At 69.1% G+C, this 21,002-nt stretch carries 18 protein-coding genes; 14 read left to right on the top strand and 4 right to left on the bottom strand.

Annotated elements, in window-relative coordinates:
- The first annotated feature begins 48 nt into the window (after window positions 1-48).
- Window positions 49-687, top strand: a complete 639-nt coding sequence (locus EDF50_RS13245) for a TetR family transcriptional regulator (protein WP_123520003.1) — start codon at window positions 49-51, stop codon at window positions 685-687.
- 8 nt (window positions 688-695) lie between these two features.
- On the opposite strand, the gene EDF50_RS13240 is transcribed toward EDF50_RS13245, so the two are convergent.
- From EDF50_RS13240 to EDF50_RS13230, 3 genes are all read right to left on the bottom strand, one after another.
- A complete protein-coding gene (locus EDF50_RS13240) occupies window positions 696-1,460 on the bottom strand; it encodes an SDR family NAD(P)-dependent oxidoreductase (RefSeq protein WP_123520002.1) in 765 nt (254 codons plus the stop codon).
- Window positions 1,461-1,565: 105 nt separating this feature from the next.
- Entirely contained in the window at window positions 1,566-2,381 is an 816-nt protein-coding gene (locus EDF50_RS13235; RefSeq protein WP_123520001.1) for a carbonic anhydrase, read from the bottom strand.
- Window positions 2,382-2,564: 183 nt separating this feature from the next.
- On the bottom strand, window positions 2,565-3,569 hold the full coding sequence (locus EDF50_RS13230; protein WP_123520000.1) for a LacI family DNA-binding transcriptional regulator: 1,005 nt from the start codon (window positions 3,567-3,569) through the stop codon (window positions 2,565-2,567).
- A 101-nt stretch (window positions 3,570-3,670) separates the two neighbouring features.
- On the opposite strand from EDF50_RS13230, the gene rhaI reads away from it, so the two are divergent.
- The 13 genes from rhaI (at window position 3,671) to EDF50_RS13165 (ending at window position 20,058) form a co-directional block, all read left to right on the top strand.
- Window positions 3,671-4,834 carry an L-rhamnose isomerase gene (gene rhaI, locus EDF50_RS13225; protein WP_123520160.1) on the top strand — a complete coding sequence of 388 codons (1,164 nt, stop codon included), beginning with the start codon at window positions 3,671-3,673 and terminating at the stop codon, window positions 4,832-4,834.
- A gap of 59 nt (window positions 4,835-4,893) precedes the next feature.
- Window positions 4,894-6,933, top strand: a complete 2,040-nt coding sequence (locus EDF50_RS13220) for a bifunctional aldolase/short-chain dehydrogenase (RefSeq protein WP_123519999.1) — start codon at window positions 4,894-4,896, stop codon at window positions 6,931-6,933.
- Window positions 6,930-8,477 carry a rhamnulokinase family protein gene (locus tag EDF50_RS13215; RefSeq protein ID WP_123519998.1) on the top strand — a complete coding sequence of 516 codons (1,548 nt, stop codon included), beginning with the start codon at window positions 6,930-6,932 and terminating at the stop codon, window positions 8,475-8,477. The genes EDF50_RS13220 and EDF50_RS13215 overlap by 4 nt, the downstream gene beginning before the upstream one ends.
- A gap of 37 nt (window positions 8,478-8,514) precedes the next feature.
- Entirely contained in the window at window positions 8,515-9,750 is a 1,236-nt protein-coding gene (locus tag EDF50_RS13210; protein ID WP_123519997.1) for an alpha-hydroxy acid oxidase, read from the top strand.
- Window positions 9,751-9,758: 8 nt separating this feature from the next.
- Window positions 9,759-10,052: a helix-turn-helix domain-containing protein gene (locus EDF50_RS17125; protein WP_123519996.1), complete on the top strand. Its 294-nt coding sequence runs from the start codon at window positions 9,759-9,761 to the stop codon at window positions 10,050-10,052.
- Window positions 10,053-10,583: 531 nt separating this feature from the next.
- Window positions 10,584-11,570, top strand: a complete 987-nt coding sequence (locus EDF50_RS13200; protein WP_123519995.1) for a LacI family DNA-binding transcriptional regulator — start codon at window positions 10,584-10,586, stop codon at window positions 11,568-11,570.
- A 97-nt stretch (window positions 11,571-11,667) separates the two neighbouring features.
- Entirely contained in the window at window positions 11,668-13,053 is a 1,386-nt protein-coding gene (locus tag EDF50_RS13195; protein ID WP_199738792.1) for an ADP-ribosylglycohydrolase family protein, read from the top strand.
- Between the two features lie 68 nt (window positions 13,054-13,121).
- The gene (locus EDF50_RS13190) at window positions 13,122-14,471 is read left to right on the top strand and encodes an ABC transporter substrate-binding protein (RefSeq protein ID WP_123519994.1); all 1,350 of its coding nucleotides are present in this window, start codon (window positions 13,122-13,124) and stop codon (window positions 14,469-14,471) included.
- A 119-nt stretch (window positions 14,472-14,590) separates the two neighbouring features.
- Window positions 14,591-15,403: a carbohydrate ABC transporter permease gene (locus EDF50_RS13185; protein WP_123519993.1), complete on the top strand. Its 813-nt coding sequence runs from the start codon at window positions 14,591-14,593 to the stop codon at window positions 15,401-15,403.
- The gene (locus EDF50_RS13180; RefSeq protein ID WP_123519992.1) at window positions 15,400-16,317 is read left to right on the top strand and encodes a carbohydrate ABC transporter permease; all 918 of its coding nucleotides are present in this window, start codon (window positions 15,400-15,402) and stop codon (window positions 16,315-16,317) included. Before EDF50_RS13185 ends, EDF50_RS13180 begins: the two co-directional genes overlap by 4 nt.
- Before the next feature lie 179 nt (window positions 16,318-16,496).
- A complete protein-coding gene (locus EDF50_RS13175; protein WP_123519991.1) occupies window positions 16,497-18,029 on the top strand; it encodes a sugar ABC transporter ATP-binding protein in 1,533 nt (510 codons plus the stop codon).
- A complete protein-coding gene (locus EDF50_RS13170) occupies window positions 18,026-19,021 on the top strand; it encodes an ABC transporter permease (RefSeq protein ID WP_123519990.1) in 996 nt (331 codons plus the stop codon). The genes EDF50_RS13175 and EDF50_RS13170 overlap by 4 nt, the downstream gene beginning before the upstream one ends.
- A 38-nt stretch (window positions 19,022-19,059) precedes the next feature.
- The gene (locus tag EDF50_RS13165; protein ID WP_123519989.1) at window positions 19,060-20,058 is read left to right on the top strand and encodes a sugar ABC transporter substrate-binding protein; all 999 of its coding nucleotides are present in this window, start codon (window positions 19,060-19,062) and stop codon (window positions 20,056-20,058) included.
- A 52-nt stretch (window positions 20,059-20,110) separates the two neighbouring features.
- Here EDF50_RS13165 and EDF50_RS13160 read toward each other — a convergent pair whose 3' ends face one another.
- A complete protein-coding gene (locus tag EDF50_RS13160) occupies window positions 20,111-20,974 on the bottom strand; it encodes a MurR/RpiR family transcriptional regulator (RefSeq protein ID WP_123519988.1) in 864 nt (287 codons plus the stop codon).
- Window positions 20,975-21,002 lie beyond the last annotated feature (28 nt).

Raw genomic sequence — 21,002 nt, 5'->3', positions numbered from 1 at the left:
GACATCCGAGGCGCGTCGTCGAGTTCGTCCGGGAGCTAGCCTCGCAACATGTCGACAGCTGCGTCCACCTCCTCGTCCGACATGACGCGACGCGTTGGTCGTCCGATCGCGACCGACCGCGCGGCGGTCGGCCGGACTGCCCTCGCCCTCTTCGAGGAGCGCGGGTACGACTCCGTGAGCATGGCCGACATCGCCGAGGCTGCAGGGGTCGGACGGCGCAGCCTGTTCCGTCATGCCAGGAGCAAAGCGGATCTCGTCTGGGACGGCGCGGGCCCCGCGGCCGACGAGATGGGCAGGCGTCTCCGATGTGCGCCTGCGGGGGTGCCGATGCTCGTCGCGTACCGCGAGGCGTTCGTCGGCGCGATGGAGTCCGCCGCGGTCGACCTCGTCGCGACGCGCAGCCGCCTCCGGCTCATCGTGCGGCACGCGGAGCTCCGCGCCGCTGCGCCGCAGCACCTCGCGGAGACCGCGGAGGTGCTGTCCGGTTTCGTGGAGGACAGGCGGCCGGAACTGGCCGGGACTGTCGGACTCCAAGTCGTGGCGGAGGCTCTCGGTGCGGCATCCTTCGCGGCGCTGCGCTGGTGGGCGACGGCTCCCGACGAGAGGGGCGAACGTTCGCTCCGTGAGGCGGTCGAGGAGGCGCTGGAGGCGCTCGCCGTCTTGTGCGGACCGGCCAGCGCCTCCTGAATCGTCGCTCAGATCGCTGACCAGCCACCGTCCGAAGCGAGGACGACGCCGTTGACGTTCGACGCGTCCTCGCTGGCCAGCCAGGTGATGGACGCAGCCATGACGTCTGCCTCGACGGGGGTCGGGATGGTCGCCTGCATGATCGGCCCGAGCACCGCCGCGGCGACCTGCGACTTCATGGGAGCCTCGATGTTCGTGATGGTGGGTCCGGGTGCGACGGCGTTCGTGCGGATGCCCTGCTTGGCGTAGATCACCGCGGTGTTCTTCGTCATCCCGGCGACGGCGTGCTTGGAGGCGGTGTACGCGAGCCCTGCTGCCGAGCCTCGGAGGGACGCCTCGGAGGCGACGTTCACGATGGCACCCCGGCCGGCCTCGAGCATGAGGGGCAGGACGGCGCGCGTGAGGCGCATGACCGCCGTCACGTTGACGGCGAACACGAAGTCCCACGCCGCGTCGTCGATCTCACCGGCGGGCACGAACGCGTCCATGACGCCTGCGACGTTGGCGAGGGCGTCGACTCGTCCTCCGGCGGCCTCGACGACCGCTTGGATGCCTTCCTGACTGGTGATGTCGCCCGCCACAGTGATCAGCTCGAGGTCGGGGTGCTCGGCGACGAGCTCGTCGAGACGCTGCGCGACGACGTCCGCCGCGATCACCCGAGCGCCCTCGCGGGCGAAACGCAGGGCGGACGCGCGGCCGATGCCGCTGCCAGCTCCGGTGACGATGACGGTCTTGCCAGCGAATCGGTCGGCGACGGTGGTGTTCTCAGACATGGTTCCCCTTACGTTCGGGGCGGGCTTCGAGGCCCGCCGGTGAAACTATTGTGGCATCAAGTGCCGTAAGTCTTACGGCATGCATCTCCACGCATACGACGTCGGTCACTCGGACCTGAGCATCGCGTCCCCTCCTCGGACGACACGATCGTTCAGGCCTTGAGTGGGACGGGCGTTGTGGTCGTGAACGGCGTCCAGGCGGGCGATCTGCTCCGTGGACAACGTGACTGGTTCGGAGAAGACGACCCAGGAGACGCCCTCGCTGCAGGGCGGAGTGGTCAGGCTCCCGTCGTAGGACCAGTACTGCAGCGACGACGGAAGAAGCGATGCGACATCGATCGTCGAAGTGGTGCCGTCCGGGCCGGTCGCCGTGTCGAGGAACGTCTGCCACGGCTCCGACGCGGAGCCCTCGTCGACGAGGACGCTCAGGACGAGCAGCTGTCCGTCGTCAGAGGTGTGCACGAGGTGCATTTCGGCGACCGGTGCAATGCCGTCCACGGTGTGCTCTGCCGGCGTGTGTGCGTGCATCTGGAGGAGCTCGAAGTCACGGCTACCTGCGCGCACCGTAGAGCCGTCCGCACCGACCTCGACCTGCGAGGCGTGACCGGTGTCCGCTTCCGTCACCGGAGCGACCCGAGTGCCGATGCTCACGTCGTCTGAGAGGTCAGGCACGGTACGCGGCAGGTCGATCGGTGATTGCGAAGTTCCCGAGGCACACAGGTCGTAGTCCTCCGATAGGCCACCCCACGCCTCGGGCCCGCCGACCTCCTCGTAGGACCAATGGGCCGGGGCCCGACCAGTGGAGGGCGGTGCCCCGGTCTGTCGCGAGGCCTCGTCGCTGGTGCTGGAACAAGCGGTGAGGAAGAGGGAGCTTGCAGTCAGGCCCGCGAGAGCGAGCACGAGGGGCATCTTCGATGGCATGGTCGTCTCCGAGAAGTCGATGACCTGGTCCGCGGTCGGCCAAGTACTGAGGAGACCAGCCTCGTGACGCTCTGTCGCTCGTGCGTCATCCGCGTGAATCGGTTCCGCTACTCCAGCTGCAGTACTACGCCGAAGACTCGAACCAGTACCGCGAGGGCGAGCGTGTTCACGGGCAGGGCCTTCTCAACCTGTGCTGGCACGCACCACGAGTTCCGGAGTGAAGATGACGCGTTCATGTTCACGGTGGGGGTCGGCCGCGTCCGCGCGCAGAACCTCGACGGCGGAGCGGCCCATGAGTTCTCGGGGCTGGCGTATGGAGCTCAGGGGCACCACGGTGGCTCGTGCGAAGTCGATGTCGTCGTAGCCGATGAGTGCGACGTCCTCCGGCACGCGGAGGGCGCTCTGCATGACGAGGCCCTGCAGCACGCCGACGGCCACGAGGTCGTTGGCGGCGAAGACGGCATCAGGGCGCTTTCCCGGACCACCATGCGCGAGGGTGTGGGCCGCAGAACGCCCTGCCTCGACCGTGAGATCGGGCGTGTCGAGCACCTGCAGGACGGCGTCGGGCGTGGCCGCCACTGCTGCCCGCGCTCCGGACAGACGGTCAGAGACCTGTCGGAGGCCGCCCGGTCCGCCGACGAAAGCGATGCGTCGCCGACCGAGGGAGAGCAGGTGCTCCACGGCCATCCTCCCGCCCGCGACGTCGTCGACCGACACGGAGGACAGTGTTCCGGGTGCCGCCTCCCTGTCGACGAGGACGGCAGGGATGCCGTGGTCGCGGAGTCGCCGGAGGGGCACGGTGACGTCGCCGACCGGGGACACGAGGACGCCCATGACGCGCCGCTCGGCGAAGATGTTGAGGTAGTGGGCTTCGCGGTCCGTCCGCTGATCGCTGTTCCCGACGAGGATGACCTGACCCAGCTCTTCCGCAGCGGCCTCCGCGCCCCGCGCCACGTCGGCGAAGAAGGGGTTTCTGGCGTCGAGGACTACGAGGCCGATGGCACGGCTGTCACCACCCCGGAGCTGCCGCGCGGCGTCGTTCCGCAGGAATCCGAGCTCGTCGATGGACCGGGCCACCCGGGCCACGGTCGCTGGGCTGACGCGGTCCGGGTTGTTGAGGACGTTCGACACCGTGCCGACCGAGACGCCGGCGGCCGCCGCCACGTCTCGGATGCTCGTTCGTTTCAAGAGCGACTCGTGAGCTCGTGGTGGTTGGGATTTGACGGCGGCACAGATCGAACCCTATCGTCAGATTGAAACGATTCAACGTCGAACGAGCCGGAGCCACCATGACAACCTTCGAATCCATCGCGCCGACCCTCGAGCGCCAGGCCATCGAGCTGCCCAGCTGGGCCTTCGGCAACTCCGGCACGCGGTTCAAGGTGTTCGGCACGCCGGGCACGCCGCGCACGGCGGAGGAGAAGATCGCGGATGCGGCCCGTGTGCACGAGCACACCGGCCTGGCGCCGAGCGTGGCCCTGCACATCCCGTGGGACGAGGTCGAGGACTTCGGCGCCCTCCGCTCGTACGCTGAGGGGCTCGGCGTCGCGCTCGGGACTGTCAACTCGAACACGTTCCAGGACGACGCGTACAAGTTCGGCAGCCTCGCGCACAGCGACGCCGCTGTCCGCCGCAAGGCGGTCGACCACCACCTCCGCTGCCTCGAGATCATGCACGAGACCGGGTCGCGCGACCTCAAGATCTGGCTCGCGGACGGCACGAACTACCCGGGGCAGGACTCGCTGCGCCAGCGTCAGGACCACCTCGCCGAGTCGCTCGCCGAGATCTACGCCGGCCTCGGCGACGAGCAGCGCCTCGTGCTCGAGTACAAGTTCTTCGAGCCGGCGTTCTACCACACCGACGTGCCCGACTGGGGCACCAGCTACGCGCAGGTGAGCGCCCTCGGCGACCGCGCGCTGACCTGCCTCGACACCGGCCACCACGCCCCCGGCACGAACATCGAGTTCATCGTCATGCAGCTGCTGCGCCTCGGCAAGCTCGGCTCGTTCGACTTCAACTCGCGCTTCTACGCCGACGACGACCTCATCGTCGGGGCGGCCGACCCGTTCCAGCTGTTCCGCATCCTGTTCGAGGTCGTCGACGGCGGCGGGCTCGACGAGGGCTCGCCGGTGCAGTTCATGCTCGACCAGTGCCACAACGTCGAGGACAAGATCCCCGGCCAGATCCGCAGCGTGCTGAACGTGCAGGAGATGACGGCGCGCGCCCTGCTCGTCGACCGTCCGGCGCTCGACGCGGCCCGCGCCTCCCACGACGTGCTCGGCGCGAACGCCGTGCTGATGGACGCCTTCTACACCGACGTGCGGCCGGCCCTGGCCGACTGGCGCGAGTCGCGCGGCCTGCCCCGCGACCCGATGTCGGCCTACCTCGCCAGCGGCACCCCCGAGCGCCTCGCCGCGGAGCGCGTCGGCGGCAAGCAGCTCAGCTGGACCTGATCTGCACCTCCTGGCCCGCGCCTCCTCGACCTGCCCCTGACCTCGAACGGAACCCCCTCGTGACCAGCACCACCACCGCCGCCGACCTCGTCGCGCGCAGCAACCGCCTCGGCGCCGACCCGGCGAACACGAACTACGCCGGCGGGAACACCTCGGCCAAGGGCACCGCGACCGACCCGGCGACGGGCGAGCCGGTCGAGCTGCTCTGGGTCAAGGGCAGCGGGGGAGACCTCGGCACCCTCACCGAGCAGGGCCTCGCCGTGCTGCGCCTCGACCGACTGCGCGGCCTCGCGGGCGTCTACCGCGGCGTCGAGCACGAGGACGAGATGGTCGCCGCCTTCGACTACGCCCTGCACGGCAAGGGAGGCGCGGCGCCGTCGATCGACACCGCCATGCACGGCCTCGTCGACGCGGCGCACGTCGACCACCTGCACCCCGACGCAGGCATCGCGATCGCGACCGCTGCCGACGGAGAACGACTCACGGCCGAGATCTTCGGCGGCGCGGTCGTCTGGGTGCCCTGGCGCCGACCGGGCTGGCAGCTCGGCCTCGACATAGCCGCGATCAAGGCGGAGCACCCGGAGGCGCGCGGCACGATCCTGGGCGGGCACGGCATCACCGCCTGGGGCGACACCAGTGAGGAGGCGGAGGCCGCCTCACGCTGGATCATCGAGACCGCGCAGGCCTGGCTCGACGAGCACTCGAGGCCCGAGCCCTTCGGCCCAGCCCTCGCCGGCCACGCGGCCCTGCCCCTCGACGAGCGCCGCGCCAAGGCCGCGGCCCTCGCACCCGTCATCCGCGGAATCGCGTCGCACGACCGGCCGCAGGTCGGCTCGTTCACCGACAGCGACGTCGTGCTCGACTTCCTCGCCAGCACCGAGCACCCACGGCTCGCGGCGCTCGGCACGAGCTGCCCCGACCACTTCCTCCGCACGAAGGTGCGGCCGCTGGTCCTCGACCTGCCGGCCGACGCGACCGTCGAGGAGTCGATCGCGCGCCTCCGCGAGCTGCACGAGCAGTACCGCCTCGACTACCAGGCGTACTACGACCGGCACGCGACGCCCGACAGCCCGGCGATCCGCGGGGCCGACCCGCTGATCGTGCTCGTGCCGGGCGTCGGCATGTTCTCGTACGGGGGCGACGCCCAGACGGCGCGCGTCGCGGGCGAGTTCTACGTCAATGCGATCAACGTGATGCGCGGCGCCGAGGGCGTCTCGAGCTACGCGCCGATCGACGAGGCCGAGAAGTTCCGGATCGAGTACTGGGCCCTCGAGGAGGCGAAGCTGCAGCGGCGGCCCGCGCCGAAGCCGCTCGCCACCCGCGTCGCGCTCGTGACCGGTGCTGCGTCGGGCATCGGCAAGGCCATCGCCACCCGGCTCGCCGCCGAGGGGGCCTGCGTCGTCATCGCCGACCTCGACCTCGCGAAGGCGCAGGCGGCCGCAGCCGAGATCGGCGGGCCGGACGTGGCGCGAGGGGTCGCCGCCGACGTCAGCGACGAGGCTGCGGTGAAGGCGTCGATCGCCGAGGTGCTGCTCGCCTTCGGAGGGCTCGACCTCGTCGTCAACAACGCCGGGCTGAGCCTGTCGAAGTCGTTGTTCGACACCACCGAGGCCGACTGGGACCTGCAGCACGACGTGATGGCCAAGGGCTCGTTCCTCGTCGCGAAGAACGCGGCCCGCGTGCTGGTCGACCAGGGCCTCGGCGGCGACATCGTCTACATCTCGTCGAAGAACTCGGTCTTCGCCGGCCCGAACAACATCGCCTACAGCGCGACGAAGGCCGACCAGGCGCACCAGGTGCGGCTGCTCGCGGCCGAGCTCGGCGAGCACGGCATCCGCGTCAACGGCATCAACCCCGACGGCGTCGTGCGCGGCTCGGGCATCTTCGCCAGCGGCTGGGGCGCCAACCGCGCGGCGACCTACGGCGTCGACGAGAAGGACCTCGGCGCCTTCTACGCTCAGCGCACCATCCTCAAGCGCGAGGTCGTGCCCGAGAACGTCGCCGCCGCCGTCTACGCGATCTGCACGAGCGACTTCTCGCACACGACCGGGCTGCACGTGCCGGTCGACGCGGGGGTCGCCGCGGCCTTCCTGCGATGACGGGCACCGGGCCGAACGCGACGGGCGGCGTCGTCGCCGCGGTAGACCTCGGCGCGACGAGCGGGCGCGTCGTGCTCGGCCACGTCGACCCCGACGGAGTGCGCCTGCAGCACGTCGCCCGGTTCGCGAACGACCCGGTCACGCTGCCCGAGGGGCGGGGCGACGGCGAGGGCGCCGTCGAGAGCCCAGGAGGCGCGGGCTGCGTCGGCCTGCACTGGGACGTCCTGGGGCTCTGGCGGTCGGTCGTCGCGGGGCTGGCCGAGGCTCTCCGTGACGAGCCGGGCGTGGCCTCGATCGGCGTCGACTCCTGGGCGGTCGACTACGGGCTGCTGCGTGAGGGCCGCCTCCTCGGCTCTCCGTACCACTACCGCGACGAGCGCTCGGCAGCGGGGGTCGAGACGGTGCACGCCGTCGTGCCGCCCGATGAGCTCTTCGCGCGCACCGGCCTGCAGCACCTGCCGTTCAACACGGTGTTCCAGCTCGCCGCCGACCACGCGTCGGGCGTCCTCGCCCCGGCCGATCGTGCCCTGCTCGTGCCCGACCTCGTCTCGTGGTGGCTCACCGGCACGGCCGCGACCGAGCGCACCAACGCCTCGACGACGGGTCTGCTGTCGCCGGCGACGGGGGAGTGGGACGTCGAGCTGATGCGTCGACTCGGCCTGTCGCCCGACCTGTTCGCGCCGCTCGTCGACCCGGGCACCTCCCTCGGTCCGCTGCTGCCGTCGGTCGCCGCGGCGATCGGTGCCCCGGCGTCGCTCGGGGTCACGGCGGTCGGCTCGCACGACACCGCCTCGGCCGTGGTCGCCGTGCCGCTCACGGGCGACGACGCTGCCTACGTGTCGAGCGGCACGTGGTCGCTCGTCGGCCTCGAGCTGCCGTCGCCGCTGCTCGGCGAGGACGTCCGAGCGGCCGGCTTCACGAACGAGGGCGGCGTCGACGGGCGGGTGCGGTTCCTCAAGAACGTGTCGGGCCTGTGGCTGCTGAGCGAGTCGATTCGTGCGTGGAGCCGCTCGGGCACCTCGGCCGCCGAGCGCAGCAGCGACCTCGCGGCCCTGCTCGCCGAGGCGGCGGCCGTGACCCGGCCCGTCGCCGTCTTCGACGCCACGGACGCCCGCTTCACGCCGCCCGGCGACATGCCGGCGCGCATCGAGGCGTGGTGCGTCGAGCACGACGTCGCGCCGCCGCGCGGGCGGGCCGAGACGGTGCGGAGCATCCTCGAGTCGCTCGCCGCGGCCTACGCCGCGACCCTCCGCGACGCCGAGCGGCTCTCCGGCCGCACGGTCCGCACCGTGCACGTCGTCGGGGGCGGCTCGCAGAACGAGCTGCTCTGCCAGCTGACCGCCGACCGCACCGGCTGCACCGTGCTGGCGGGGCCGGTCGAGGCGACGGCGCTCGGCAACGTGCTCGTCCAGGCCCGTGCTGCCGGGCTCGTCGAACGCGCGTCCTCGCTCGAGTCGCTCCGGGCGCTCGTGGCCGCGTCGTCCGCCCCCGTGACGTACCGCCCGCGGTCGGGAGCGTCCTCAGCCGCCGCCCGCGCCTCCTGATCTCCTCCCTCCCCACCGACCCGGAAGGACCGTCCCCATGGTCGACCGCCGCCTGCCGAAGTTCCACGACCTCGCGCCGCTCATGCAGTTCAAGAAGCCCACGTTCGACCTCAAGGCCAAGCGCCTGCGCGAGGCGCTGACCATCGAGGACCTGCGGCGGATCGCCAAGCGCCGCACCCCCACGGCGGCCTTCGACTACACCGACGGCTCGGCCGAGGCGGAGATCTCGCTGCGGCGGGCTCGGCAGGCGTTCCGCGACGTGCAGTTCAACCCGGAGATCCTGCACGACGTCGCAACCGTCGACACCGGGTGGGACGTGCTGGGTGCGCGGGTAGAGCAGCCGTTCGGGATCGCCCCGACGGGCTTTACCCGGATGATGCAGACCGACGGCGAGAAGGCGGGCGCCGCGGCGGCCGCGGCGGCGGGCATCCCGTTCAGCCTCTCGACGATGGGCACGGCGAGCGTCGAGGACGTCGCGGAGGCGGCGCCCGACGGTCGGAACTGGTTCCAGCTCTACATGTGGAAGGACCGCGACCGGTCGATGGCCCTCGTCGACCGGGCGGCCGCGGCGGGGTTCGACACCCTGCTGGTGACGGTGGACGTGCCGGTGGCCGGTGCGCGCCTCCGCGACTCACGCAACGGCATGACGATCCCGCCGTCGCTGACGCCCAAGACCATCGTCGACGCGCTGCCCCGGCCCTGGTGGTGGATCGACTTCCTCACCACTGAGCCGCTCGCGTTCGCGTCGCTCGACCGCTGGTCGGGCACCGTCGCCGAGCTGCTGAACACGATGTTCGACCCGACCGTCACCTACGACGACCTGGCGTGGATCAAGTTGCAGTGGCCCGGGAAGCTCGTCGTCAAGGGCGTGCAGACCGTCGAGGACGCCCGCCGGGTCACCGACCTGGGCGTCGACGCGTTGATTCTGTCGAACCACGGCGGGCGTCAGCTCGACCGCGCGCCGATCCCGTTCCACCTGCTGCCCGACGTCGTGAGGGAGGTCGGGGCCGACACCGAGGTGCACCTCGACACGGGCATCATGTCGGGTGCCGACATCGTCGCCGCCATCGCCCTCGGCGCCCGCTTCACGCTCGTCGGCCGCGCGTACCTCTACGGGCTCATGGCCGGCGGGCGCGAGGGCGTCGACCGCGCGATCGAGATCCTCTCGGTCGAGATCGCCCGCACGATGCGCCTGCTCGGCGTCAACTCGCTCGAGGAACTCGAGCCGCGGCACGTGACCCAGCTCGAGCGGCTCATCCCGCGGTCCCGCTGAGCCCTGACATGTCCAACAGCCACGGCTCGGTCGACGCGGGAGCGGGCAGGTCGGGGCACCAAGAAGCCGTGCTTCTCGGCCGCCAGATACGTCTGGCAAGGTCGGCATCGGGAATGCGCCAAGAGGACCTGTCTTCTCTGGTCGGCATCGGTGTGGCCACACTGCGCCGCATTGAAAGAGGCGAAACGGCTCATCCGAGCGTCTTCGTCGTGACTCGCCTGCTCTACGAGTTGGAACTGTCCCCGAACGTGCTCTTGGCCATCCACGCTCGTGCACCTCGCGGTGGCTCAGGGGCGCCGTGATCGGGGCACGGACATCACCAATCCGGTCACTGCTCAACACGGTCGAGACCACGCCGACCTTCGGGCAGATGGCCTTGCTCGCCTTTTTGGTCGCCCTAAACGGCCCCACTCAGATGCATCTCGATGGTTCTCGATCGCAGAAGCCGGTGAACTGCACGTTGTCCGTCCCCCGTGTTTGTCGACGACCCGGCCTCGCCAAGGGCTCGGCGACGGTCTGACCACGGATCAGAAGGTTGGGGGTTCGAGTCCCTCCAGGCGCACAGACAACGAGGCGGTCCACGACGTGGGCCGCCTTTTTCGTGCACCCTCCGGGGCTATGACCCCCCAGCGGCCCGGCGGCGCTGGCGCGGCTGGTGGCACGAGAAACCCCTGATCGTCAGAGCAGCCGCACGTCCTCGTGCAAACGGTCATCAGTACCGTTTGCTTCTTGACAGGCACAGCGCCCTCTCGCAGTGTTGATGAATCGGATCATGCAAATCGATTTGTATCGATCTTTCTCTCACCGCCGATCGAGACAGGGGGCCGAACGCCATGAAGAGGATGGGCGCCAACATCTCTCAGGTCGCCGCAGAGGCGGGCGTGAGTCCGACGACCGTTTCGCACGCCCTCAGCGGCAAGCGTTCGGTCTCAGCCGAGACGAAGGTTCGCATCCACGAGGCGGTGGATCGCCTCGGGTACCGACCGAACCTCCTCGCCAAGGGGTTCCGCAGCCAGCGGACCCACACGGTCGGTCTGCTCGTCGCGGACATCTCGAACCCCTACTACCCCGAACTCGCCAGGTCGGTCGGCGACGTCCTGGCCGTCGACGGCTACATCGCCTTCATCCTCAACACGGACGGGTCGGCGGACCGAGAGAGGACGTACTTGCACGAGGTCGTGGCACGAAGCGTCGACGGCGTCATCGTGCAGGCCATGTCCCTCGGACCGGAGGAGATCCGTCACATCGTCGGCGACGAGACTCCCTTGGTGGTCCTCGGGGATGGTCGTGGTGAGCATCTGTTCGACCAGGTGTCGACTGATGACGCCCTGGGCATCCATGAAGCCGTGGATCATCTTCGCTCCACCGGGCGCACGGACCTCGCGTTCCTCAACGGTGCCGGCTCGGCTCGGCTCGCGGCGTTCGAGGTGGCGTCGAAGCGGTCCGGTCTCGAGATCGGAGCGAACCGGACGGCCTCGACCGAGTTCACGCGTGCGGGTGGCGTCAGCGCCATGACGTGGATGCTCGAGGTCGGCCCCCCTCCGCAGGCCGTTCTCTGTGCGAACGATCTGATCGCCATCGGTGCGATGGACGTCATCCATGCTCGTGGCCTGCGCATACCCGACGACATCGCCGTCGTCGGGTTCGACAACATCGAGACGGCCGACCTCGTCACCCCGCGTCTCACGACGGTCGACAACTTCGCGGCGGCCGTCGGCTCCGCTGCGGCGCACGCGCTCCTGGGCCGCATGCTCGGGGGAACCTCGCCCTATGAGTCGCTGGCGCTCCCCACCAGGCTCGTCGTCCGAGAGTCCGCCTAGACCGCCGAGATGTGACCGTCGAAGACTGACCGCCGGGCCCACAGAAGGCCTGCTCCGCTCCGCCCTGCCCTCCACCACCCCATCGAAGGAGAAACCCGTGCCTGACACCCGCAGAGTCCCCGTCCCGTCGACCGATCACTCGTCGGACGTTCCGGCGGCGTTCCGCCACACGACGTTCGACCCTCTCGAGGCGAAGGACCTGCTCTTCGACGAGATCCTGCAGCGCCGCGAGTCCGGGTACGACGTCGACGACGTCGTCGCCCGCGCCGCGACGATCGACCCTGACGACCGCGAGGCCGTCCTGTCGCTCGTCGACGAGATGGCGACCGCGACGCGCCGCGACGACTGGTCCCATCACGAGCCCGACGCCCTCGAGGCGATCACGGCGACATGGGCCTCGAGACCGGTCCGGGTACCCGTGGACGACGCGCGTCTCCACGATCAGCTCCACGCCGCGTGGCTCGGGCGGATCGCTGGTTGCAACGTCGGCAAGCCGGTCGAGATGGGGTCCCACTGGACCGTCGAGCGCATCCGGGACTACCTCGAGCTCGCGGACGCCTACCCCCTCGACGACTACTTCCCGGTCATCGATCCGACCCCCGAAGGGTTCGAACTGCGCGACAACTGGACCGACACCCTGCGCGGGCTCGTCGACGGGTCCGCCCGCGACGACGACATCGACTACCCGATCCTCGCCCTGCACCTCCTCGAGCAGCACGGGACGCAGCTCCATCCGCGACACGTCGGCGACGCGTGGCTCGAACTCTTCCCGATCGTGCAGGTCTTCACGGCCGAACGCGCGGCCTACATCAACCTGGTGAACGGTGTCGAGCCACCGGAGACGGCCACGCATCGGAATCCTTACCGCGAATGGATCGGCGCGTTGATCCGCGGGGACGTCTTCGGTTACGTGAACCCGGGCGACCCCGCGACGGCCGCCGAGCAGTCCTACCAGGACGCATCGCTGTCGCATGTCGGCAACGGAATCTACGGCGAGATGTGGGCTGCCGCGCTGGTCGCTTCGGCCTTCGTGGCGGCGGACGCCCGGGAGGCGATCGACACGGCGACACTCGTCGTCCCGCCCGCCTCGAGGCTCGCGGAGGCGATCACCCACGTCGTCCGGCTGTTCGACGAGGGAGCGTCGTGGGACGAAGCCGTCGTCTCGATCCGCGAGCACTACGGGCACTACTCCTGGGTCCACACGATCAACAACGCCGCGCTGATCGTCGCCGGCCTCCTGTGGGGCGAAGGCGACTACATGAAGTCCCTGTCGCTGACCGTGATGGGCGGCTGGGACACCGACTCCAACGGAGCGACGGTCGGCAGCGTCGCGGGCATCCTCCACGGCACCGCGGGCCTGCCCGCGCGCCTCGTCGAACCTCTCCACGACCGCACGCGATCGGCCCTCTTCGGGTACGACCACTCCGTCATCTCGGATCTCGCAGAACGCACCCACCGGCTCGCGGCGAACGGGCTGAGTTAGCGCGACCGAGAGTCGGCACGGCGATGAGCCGACGCCCCACAGCCATCAATTGATCGAAGGAGATCGACATGCAGTTGTCACGACGGGAAGTCATCGTCGGTGGGGGCGCGCTCGCCCTGCTCGGTGCCCTCAGCTCGTGCGCGGCACCGGGTCGCGCCGCCGCATCGCTGGACTATTGGTACTACTTCCAGGACCTCGACCAGCGGAACTACTTCAGGAAGCACTTCATCGACGATTACCGCGGGTCGGTGCCGGTGACCCTCACCGTGAAGTCGAGTGCCACGATCGACCAGCTGACCCAGGTGGCGCTCGCGGCAGGCAAGGGCCCGGCCCTCGTGGTCACGCCCGGGCCGTCGGGCGTCGCGGCGTACGACGGAGCGGGCTACATCGCACACCTCGACGACTACGTCGAGCAGTACGGCTGGGACCAGAAATTCAGCTCCTGGGCGCTCGACGCGTCTCGGGTCGGCGACAGCCTCGTGACGCTTCCGACGTCGTACGAGTCGATGGTCCTCTACTTCAAGCCCGAGGTCGTGGCGCAGCACGGTCTCACGGTCCCGATCGACCGTGCCGGGTTCGTCGATTTCTGCACCGAGGCCAAGGCCAAGGGGTTGGTCCCGATCGCCGCGGGCAACGCGGACTACAAGGGTGCCAACGAGTGGTACCTCACCATCGCCCTGAACCATGACGCAGGCCCTGAGGCGGTGTACCGAGCACTTCAGGGTGAGACGAAGTGGACGGACCCGGTCTTCGTCGACGCGTTCCAGCGGCTCGCCGACGACTTCGGCAGAGGCTGGTACGGCGGTGGCGTCAAGTCGTACTTCACGAACCAGTTCCCGAAGATGTACCAGCAGCTCGCCAGCGGTGAGGCGGCGAGCATGATCTCGGGCACCTGGGAGTTCTCGAATCTCGCTCCGTACTTCGGAGAGGGGTCGGGAAACTCCGGCGACTGGGACTACCAGAACGTCCCGTCACTCAGAGACGGGGTCGGCTCGACCATCTGGGATCTCGGCATCGGCCAGTCGACCGGGGTGAACACGCAGTCGGGCAACGTTCCCGCGGCGGTCGAATTCTTGAACTTTCTGACCACCGACGTGAAGACCATCACGGCCAGCATGGAGGCGATGAGCTTCCAGCCCCCACCCATCGGGCTGACCCGCGCCGACTTCACCGCCAGCGCCGATCCACGGATGGTGCGTCTCTACACCGAATTGCCGGTCGCGACGACCATCGGGTACACGACGTGGACGTTCTTCCCGCAGAAGACGGAGACCTACATGATCAACGAGTACGAGAAAGTGCTGACGGGGTCGATGACCGCGGCCGAGTTCGCCTCCGGGATGCAGGACATCTTCGCGGGCGAGCTCGCGGCGGGAAGCGTGCCCGTGGCGCCCAAGCCCTCGGAGCTGGTCTCGTGACCGCCCCCGTCCTCGCTCCTCCGGTTCGGACCCCACCCCGGCCGGCGGCCCGGGCGATGACCAGGAGGCGGTCGTGGCGATCGCGCCTTCGCGATCGTCGCGTCAGTGGCTGGTTGTTCATGCTTCCGCTGCTCGCCGTGAACGTGCTCGTCGTGCTCATCCCGAGCCTCTCCGCGGTCGGCTACTCCTTCACCGACTGGACGGGAATCGGAGACGCCACCTTCATCGGCTGGTCGAACTACAGCACGTTGTTCGGCGACTCCGCCTTCCTCAACGCCCTGGGGCACAACATCTTCTGGACGGCGTTCTTCCTGATCGTCCCGATGACGATGGGATTGTTCGGGGCGTACGCGCTCACCCGGGTGCGAAGGTTCAAATTGATCTTCCGTGTCACGTTCTTCGTGCCCTACATCGTCGCCAGCGTCGTGACGGCATCCATCTGGCGGAGCCTCCTCTCGCCCGACACGGGGATCGGCCGATTCGTCGCCGTGAATTTCCTCGGTGACAGTGCCCTCGCCCTGCCGTCCGTGGCGTTCATCAACAACTGGGCCTGGTGGGGTTTCCTCGTCGTGGTCTTCCTCGCCGCCATGCAGGGCATCAACCCGTCGCTCTACGAGGCAGCCGCGATGGACGGGGCCGGACCGACGCGCCAGTTCTTCTCCATCACCCTGCCGGGCATCCGGCCGACCTTCGCCTTCCTCGGACTCATGACGATCATCTGGTCGTTCTTGTCCTTCGACTACGTCTACATCCTTACCCAAGGCGGTCCTGCCGGCTCCACGGACGTCTTGTCGACCCTTCTGTACCGCAACGCGTTCGGCAATCTGCAAGCCGGTTACGCCTCGGCCATCGGCGTCGTCATGGCACTCATCAGTGGTGTCGTCGTCGCGGCCTACCTGATCATCCGCAAGGTGAGGAACTGGGAAATATGAGCATCTCGACAAAGCTTCCCCTGGCCGATTCCCTCCATCGGGTCGAACGCGGATCGGTCGCCCCTGGTGGGCGGCGGCGGCAGGGTGGGTCGTTCCGTCGTGCCGGCTGGCTCACCTACGTGCTCCTCACCGCGTTGTCGATCTTCGCGCTGGGGCCGATTCTCTTCTTCTTCTTCAACGCCGTGAAGTCACAGGGGGAATTCGCCTCGAACCCACTCGGTGTCCCGCGGGTCTGGGAGTGGGGCAATTTCACCTCCGCCTGGACCGAAGCGGCGATGGGAGCCGGTCTGGTCAACTCCGCCATCGTCGTCCTCGGCACCGTCGCCGTCACGGTCGTCGTCGCGAGCAGCGCCGCCTATGCCTTGGCTCGCCTCGAGATCCGCGGCGGGACGACCTTCGTCACGTACCTGTTGGTCACGAGCTCACTACCGACGCAGATGTTCTTGGTGCCGTTGTTCTATCTCTGGGCGGACCTCAACCTCTATGACACACGTGTCGGGCTCATCCTCATCTACGTCGGTCTGTTCTCTCCGTTCGCGACCCTGCTGCTCCGCTCGTTCATGCTCACCATGCCGAAAGAGTTCGAGGAGGCCGCACGGATGGACGGTGCCAGCGAACTCGGGGTCCTGTTCAAGGTCGTCCTGCCGAACGCGCTGCCCGGCATGCTCACGATCGCGCTCGTGACAGCACTGTCCGCCTACAACGAATTCCTGTTCGCCATCACGTTCATCCAGACCGGGTCGCTCCTGCCCGTCTCGACGACGTTCTTCACCTTTCAACAGGGCTTCACGCAGAACTTCGCTCTCATCAGCGCGGCAGGCATCATCATGATCGCGCCGATGTTGATCCTCTTCCTCGTCTTGCAACGTCGTTTCATCGACGGGCTCGCCTCGTCAGGACTGGGCGGATCGTGAGCGGCGAGGTCGTCGTCCTCGGCGGCTGCGGCCGATCACCGAACAGGCCCCCTCGGTAGTGGAACTACGCAAGAGCGCTTCATTTGCCTTGCTCGACCCTTTGCGTTGCGATTGTTCGCCATTGTGACCTAGGCTTCGGTAGTCCCACTACATCCCGCAAAGGAGCGAGGGTGCCACACATGACGACCCGAACGCACACCGAGGCCAGGCGGCCTGCCTTCGCGCTCCGCGGCATCAGCAAGACCTACCCCGGTGTCACAGCGCTCTCCGGCGTCGACCTCGAGGCGTTCCCCGGCGAGGTCCTCGCGATCTGCGGGGCCAACGGCGCCGGCAAGTCGACGATGGCCCGCATGATCGCCGGGCAGGAACTGCCCTCGAGCGGCACCGTCGAGATCGCCGGCCACGAGGGCGACATCACGGGGCCTGCGGACGCCGAGGCGGCCGGCGTCCTCATGATGCATCAAGAACCCTTGGTCATCGACGACTTCACGGTCGAGGAGAACGTCTGGCTACGACGAATCAGTTCGGCCGGCGGTGTGCGACCGTGGGACGTCGTCCGGAAGGACCGCACCGGACGCACACGCTCCGCCCTCGACGCGGTCGGGCTGAACGAGCTCGCTCCCGAGACGCCGGCCCGCGAGCTCGGCCCCGGCCCGCGGCAGATGCTCGCCCTCAGCCGCACCCAGGTGAACGAGCACAGCGTCCTGCTGCTCGACGAGACCACCGCCTCCACCACGGAGGAGCACTTCCGAGACGTCCTCGACCTCGTCGACCGGGAACGCGCCTCGGGGGTCTGCGTCGTCTTCGTGTCGCACCGCATGGACGAGGTCTTCGCCATGGCGGACCGCATCGCGGTCATGCGCAACGGCGTGCTGGTGGACGTGCTGCGCACCGTCGAGACCACTCCGGGGGCCGTCATCGACCTCATGATCGGCGAGGCGGTCGCCGCGCTCGAACCGCTCACCGTGCAGGTCGACGAGACGGCCGTCCCGGTGCTCGACGTCGTCGACCTGGCCGCCGGCTCGGCCGAGGGTGTGAGTTTCCGGGTCGCACCGGGCGAGGTGGTCGGTATCTACGGCCTGGTCGGCAGCGGCCGGTCGTCGGTGGTCCGGTCGATCTCGGGCCACCAGCCCCGGCACTCGGGCACGGTGCGGCTGCACGGCCGCGACGTGCGTCCGACCAGTCCGCGGGCCGCCCTGAGGCTCGGCGTCGCCTACCTGACCGAGGACAGGCGACGCGAGGGTTTCGTGCCCCACTTCACCAACGGCGAGAACATGACCCTCTCGACCCTCGGTCGAGTCTCGTACCGTGGCGTGTTGCGCCGACGGGCCGAGCGCACGCGCGTCGCCGAGCTCATCCGCGAGTTCCAGGTCAAGGGCGGCGGCGACACCCTCACGCGCACGCTGTCGGGCGGCAACCAGCAGAAGGTCATCATCGCCAAGTGGCTGGAGGCCTCGCCCGAGGTCATGATCCTCGACGAGCCGACCAAGGGCATCGACGTCGGCGCCCGGTCGAACATCTACGAGATCGTCCGCCGGCTGGCCTCCCAGGGCACAGGCGTCGTCGTCGTCACCAGCGAAGCGGAAGAGGCTCTGATGCTCTGCAATCGCGTCCTCATCATGCGCGACGGACGCCTCGTCGACGAGTTCCACCCCGCCACCAGCACCACGGACGACCTGATCCGCGCTTCCCTCGGAGGAGACACCGCATGACCGACCTGACCACGGCGTCCACCCGGCGCGGCATCGACTGGGCCGTCGTCGGCCGATGGGCCAAGGAGCAGTACCCGCTCTACATCCTCGTCGTCCTCCTCGTCGTCGCGGGCCTCAGCACCGACGCCTTCTTCACCACACGCAACCTCACGAACCTGGTCCTGCAGACCTCGGTCATCGGCATCGTGACCCTCGCGCAGTTCATCATCGTCATCACCGGGGGCATCGACATCAGCGTCGGGTCGGTGGTCGGCCTGTCGGGCGTCCTCGCCGCAGGGCTCTTCGGTGGCACGAGCGTCGGCGTCGCGATCCTCGTCGCCGTGTGCGTCGGCGCGCTCATCGGCACCGTCAACGGCTACCTCGTCGCGTTCCGCGGGCTCGAGCCGTTCATCGTCACCCTCGGCATGCTCGCCCTGGCCCGCGGTCTCGTCTACGCCTTCACGGAGGGCAGCCCCGTCCGCCCCGAGGCGGCCGACTTCCGCGCGATCGCCACGTCGACCGTCCTCGGGTTCCCCGTCATCGGCCTCATCTGGTTGGGCCTCGCCGTCGTCCTCGCGTTCGTCACCCGCAGCACCGTCTTCGGGCGTCGCATCTACGCGCTCGGCAGCAGCAAGGAGGCGGCCCACGCCTCGGGCGTGCCGGTGCGGACCACCCTGGTCGCGGTCTACGCCCTCGCCGGCGTCCTCGTCGGCTTCGCCGGGTTCCTCCTCGCCTCGCGCGTGGGTGCCGGCACGCCGACGGCAGGCAACCTGTACGAGCTCGACTCGATCGCCGCGGTCGTCATCGGCGGCGCCGCCCTCGCAGGCGGCAAGGGCCGGGTGTTCGGCGCGGTCGTGGGCACGCTGATCTTCGGCGTCATCACGAACCTGCTCGTCCTCCTCAACGTCTCGACGTTCTTGCAGGACGCCTTCCGCGGCGGGCTCATCCTGCTCGCCGTGATCCTCACCACGTTCCGCTTCGCCACGAAGCGGACGGGCGTCGGGCCCACCTGATCCCCCTCGCATCACACAGCAGAAAGGTCAACGAAGACATGAAGAGACGCATCGGCATCATCGCCGCGACCGTGGGCGTGTTCGCCCTCTCCGCTTGCGGATCCGTCGGCGACGGAGGCGCCAGCGCAGGAGGCGACGCCGAGTCGCCCGAGGACGTCACCGTCGGATTCCTCCAGCGCCAGTTGGACGCCCCCTACTACGCGGCGATGCAGTCACGTGCCGAGGAGGTCGCCCAGGAGAAGGGCTTCACGCTCCTCTTCCAGAACGCGAGCGGAGACCCGGTCACCCAGCTCGACCAGGCGCAGACCATGCTGTCGCAGGGTGCGGACGTCCTCATCGTGAACGCCATCAGTCCCGAGACGGAGCGCGATCAGCTCGAGACGCTCGCCGGCGAGGTCCCTCTGCTGTTCATCGACACCGGCGTCCCCGACGTCGGGGTGACCTCGGTGGGGTCGGACAACGAAGCCATCGGGCGTTTCTCGGGCGAGATCGCGGCGAAGCGCTTCGAACAGGGCGAGGACGTCTCGCTCGCCGTGATCAACGGGGGGCCGAACGACGAGATCGTCGGGCCGGCGCGCCAGTCGGGCTTCATCGAGGGCCTCGAATCGGCTGGGCTCACCGTCGAGGTGACCGCCGAGGCCACGGGCAACTACTCCCAGGACGAAGCGGTCCCGGCGACGGAGTCCGTGCTCGCTGCGAACCCCGACATCGACCTCGTCCTCGGACTCAACGACGCGATGGCGCTCGGTGCCCTCACCGTCCTGCAGGACCAGGGCGACACCGACACGTTCGTGGCCGGTGTCGACGGTCAGAAGGAGGCGCTCCAGGCGATCCAGGACGGCGGCTGCGACAGCCAGTACATCGCCACGGGCTTGAACTCGCCGTCGGACGCGACCGACCGTGCGCTCGAGATCGCGGTGCAGCTCGCGACCGGCGACGCCACGGCCGACGACTTCGACGCCGATGAGTTCATCGAGGGGGCCGGGGTCGGATGCGACAACGTGGCCGAGTACTACGACCCCGAGAGCGTGTTCTGACCCCGTTCTCGTGGCACGGACGACGGGTCGGCCCTGCGGGGCCGGCCCGTCGTCACGTCAGGCGGCGGAACGCCACGAGCTGTTCTTTCATCGAGGCGAGGCGCTGGGCGTGCTCGTCACCTCGGTGCAACGACACCGCGGTCGCGAGCACGTCCACGATGACGAGCGCGGCGATCCGGCTGACGGTCGGGGTGAAACGGTCGGTGTCCTCGAAGGTCTTCACCGAGAGGACCACGTCGGACTCGGCTGCCAGGGCGCTGCCCTCGTCGCCTGTGATCGCCACCACGGTGGCGCCCCGCTCGCGAGCCGTGCGGGCGACCTGGACGACCGAGGCCGTCGTGCCCGTGTTGGAGATGACGAGGAACACCTGCCCCGCCGAAGCCGTCGAGGCCGACATGAACTGCTGATGGGAGTCGGAGGGGGCCGAGCAGGGCACGCCGAACAGGACTGCCTTCTGCTCGACGTCGAGGGCGATCATGGCCGAGGTGCCCAGGCCGACGACCGTCATGGACGACGCGGCGAGGACGGCCTCGATGGCCGCGTCGATGGCACCGAAGTCGAGGTAGCGCCGCGTCCGGTCGAGGCTGCTGATGGTGTGGTCGAACACCTTGGTCGCGAGCTCGGGCACGCCGTCGGACGTCGAGATGGTCGAGAGCGTCGCGGGCAGCCCGAGGGCGAGCGTCTGGGCGAGGGCGAGCTTGAACTGCTGGAACCCGTCGAAGCCGAGGCTGGTGCAGAAGCGCATGACGGTGGGCTCGCTCACGCCGCCGGCCTCGGCCAGCGTCGCCATCGTCGACTCGACGACGAGCGTCGGGTTCTCGACGACGATGTCGGCCACCTTGCGCTCCGACCGCCGCAGCGTCGACATCTGGCTCGCGATGTGCTCGAGGAGGGGAACGCCGGGGTCGTACGACATGTGAGCCTCAGCCGGTGCCGACGGTCGC

The organism is Frigoribacterium sp. PhB24, from assembly GCF_003755185.1.
In the GTDB taxonomy this organism is placed as follows: Bacteria; Actinomycetota; Actinomycetes; order Actinomycetales; family Microbacteriaceae; genus Frigoribacterium.
Note: the sequence above shows the minus strand (reverse complement) of the source record. Positions and strands in the feature narration are given on the sequence as shown.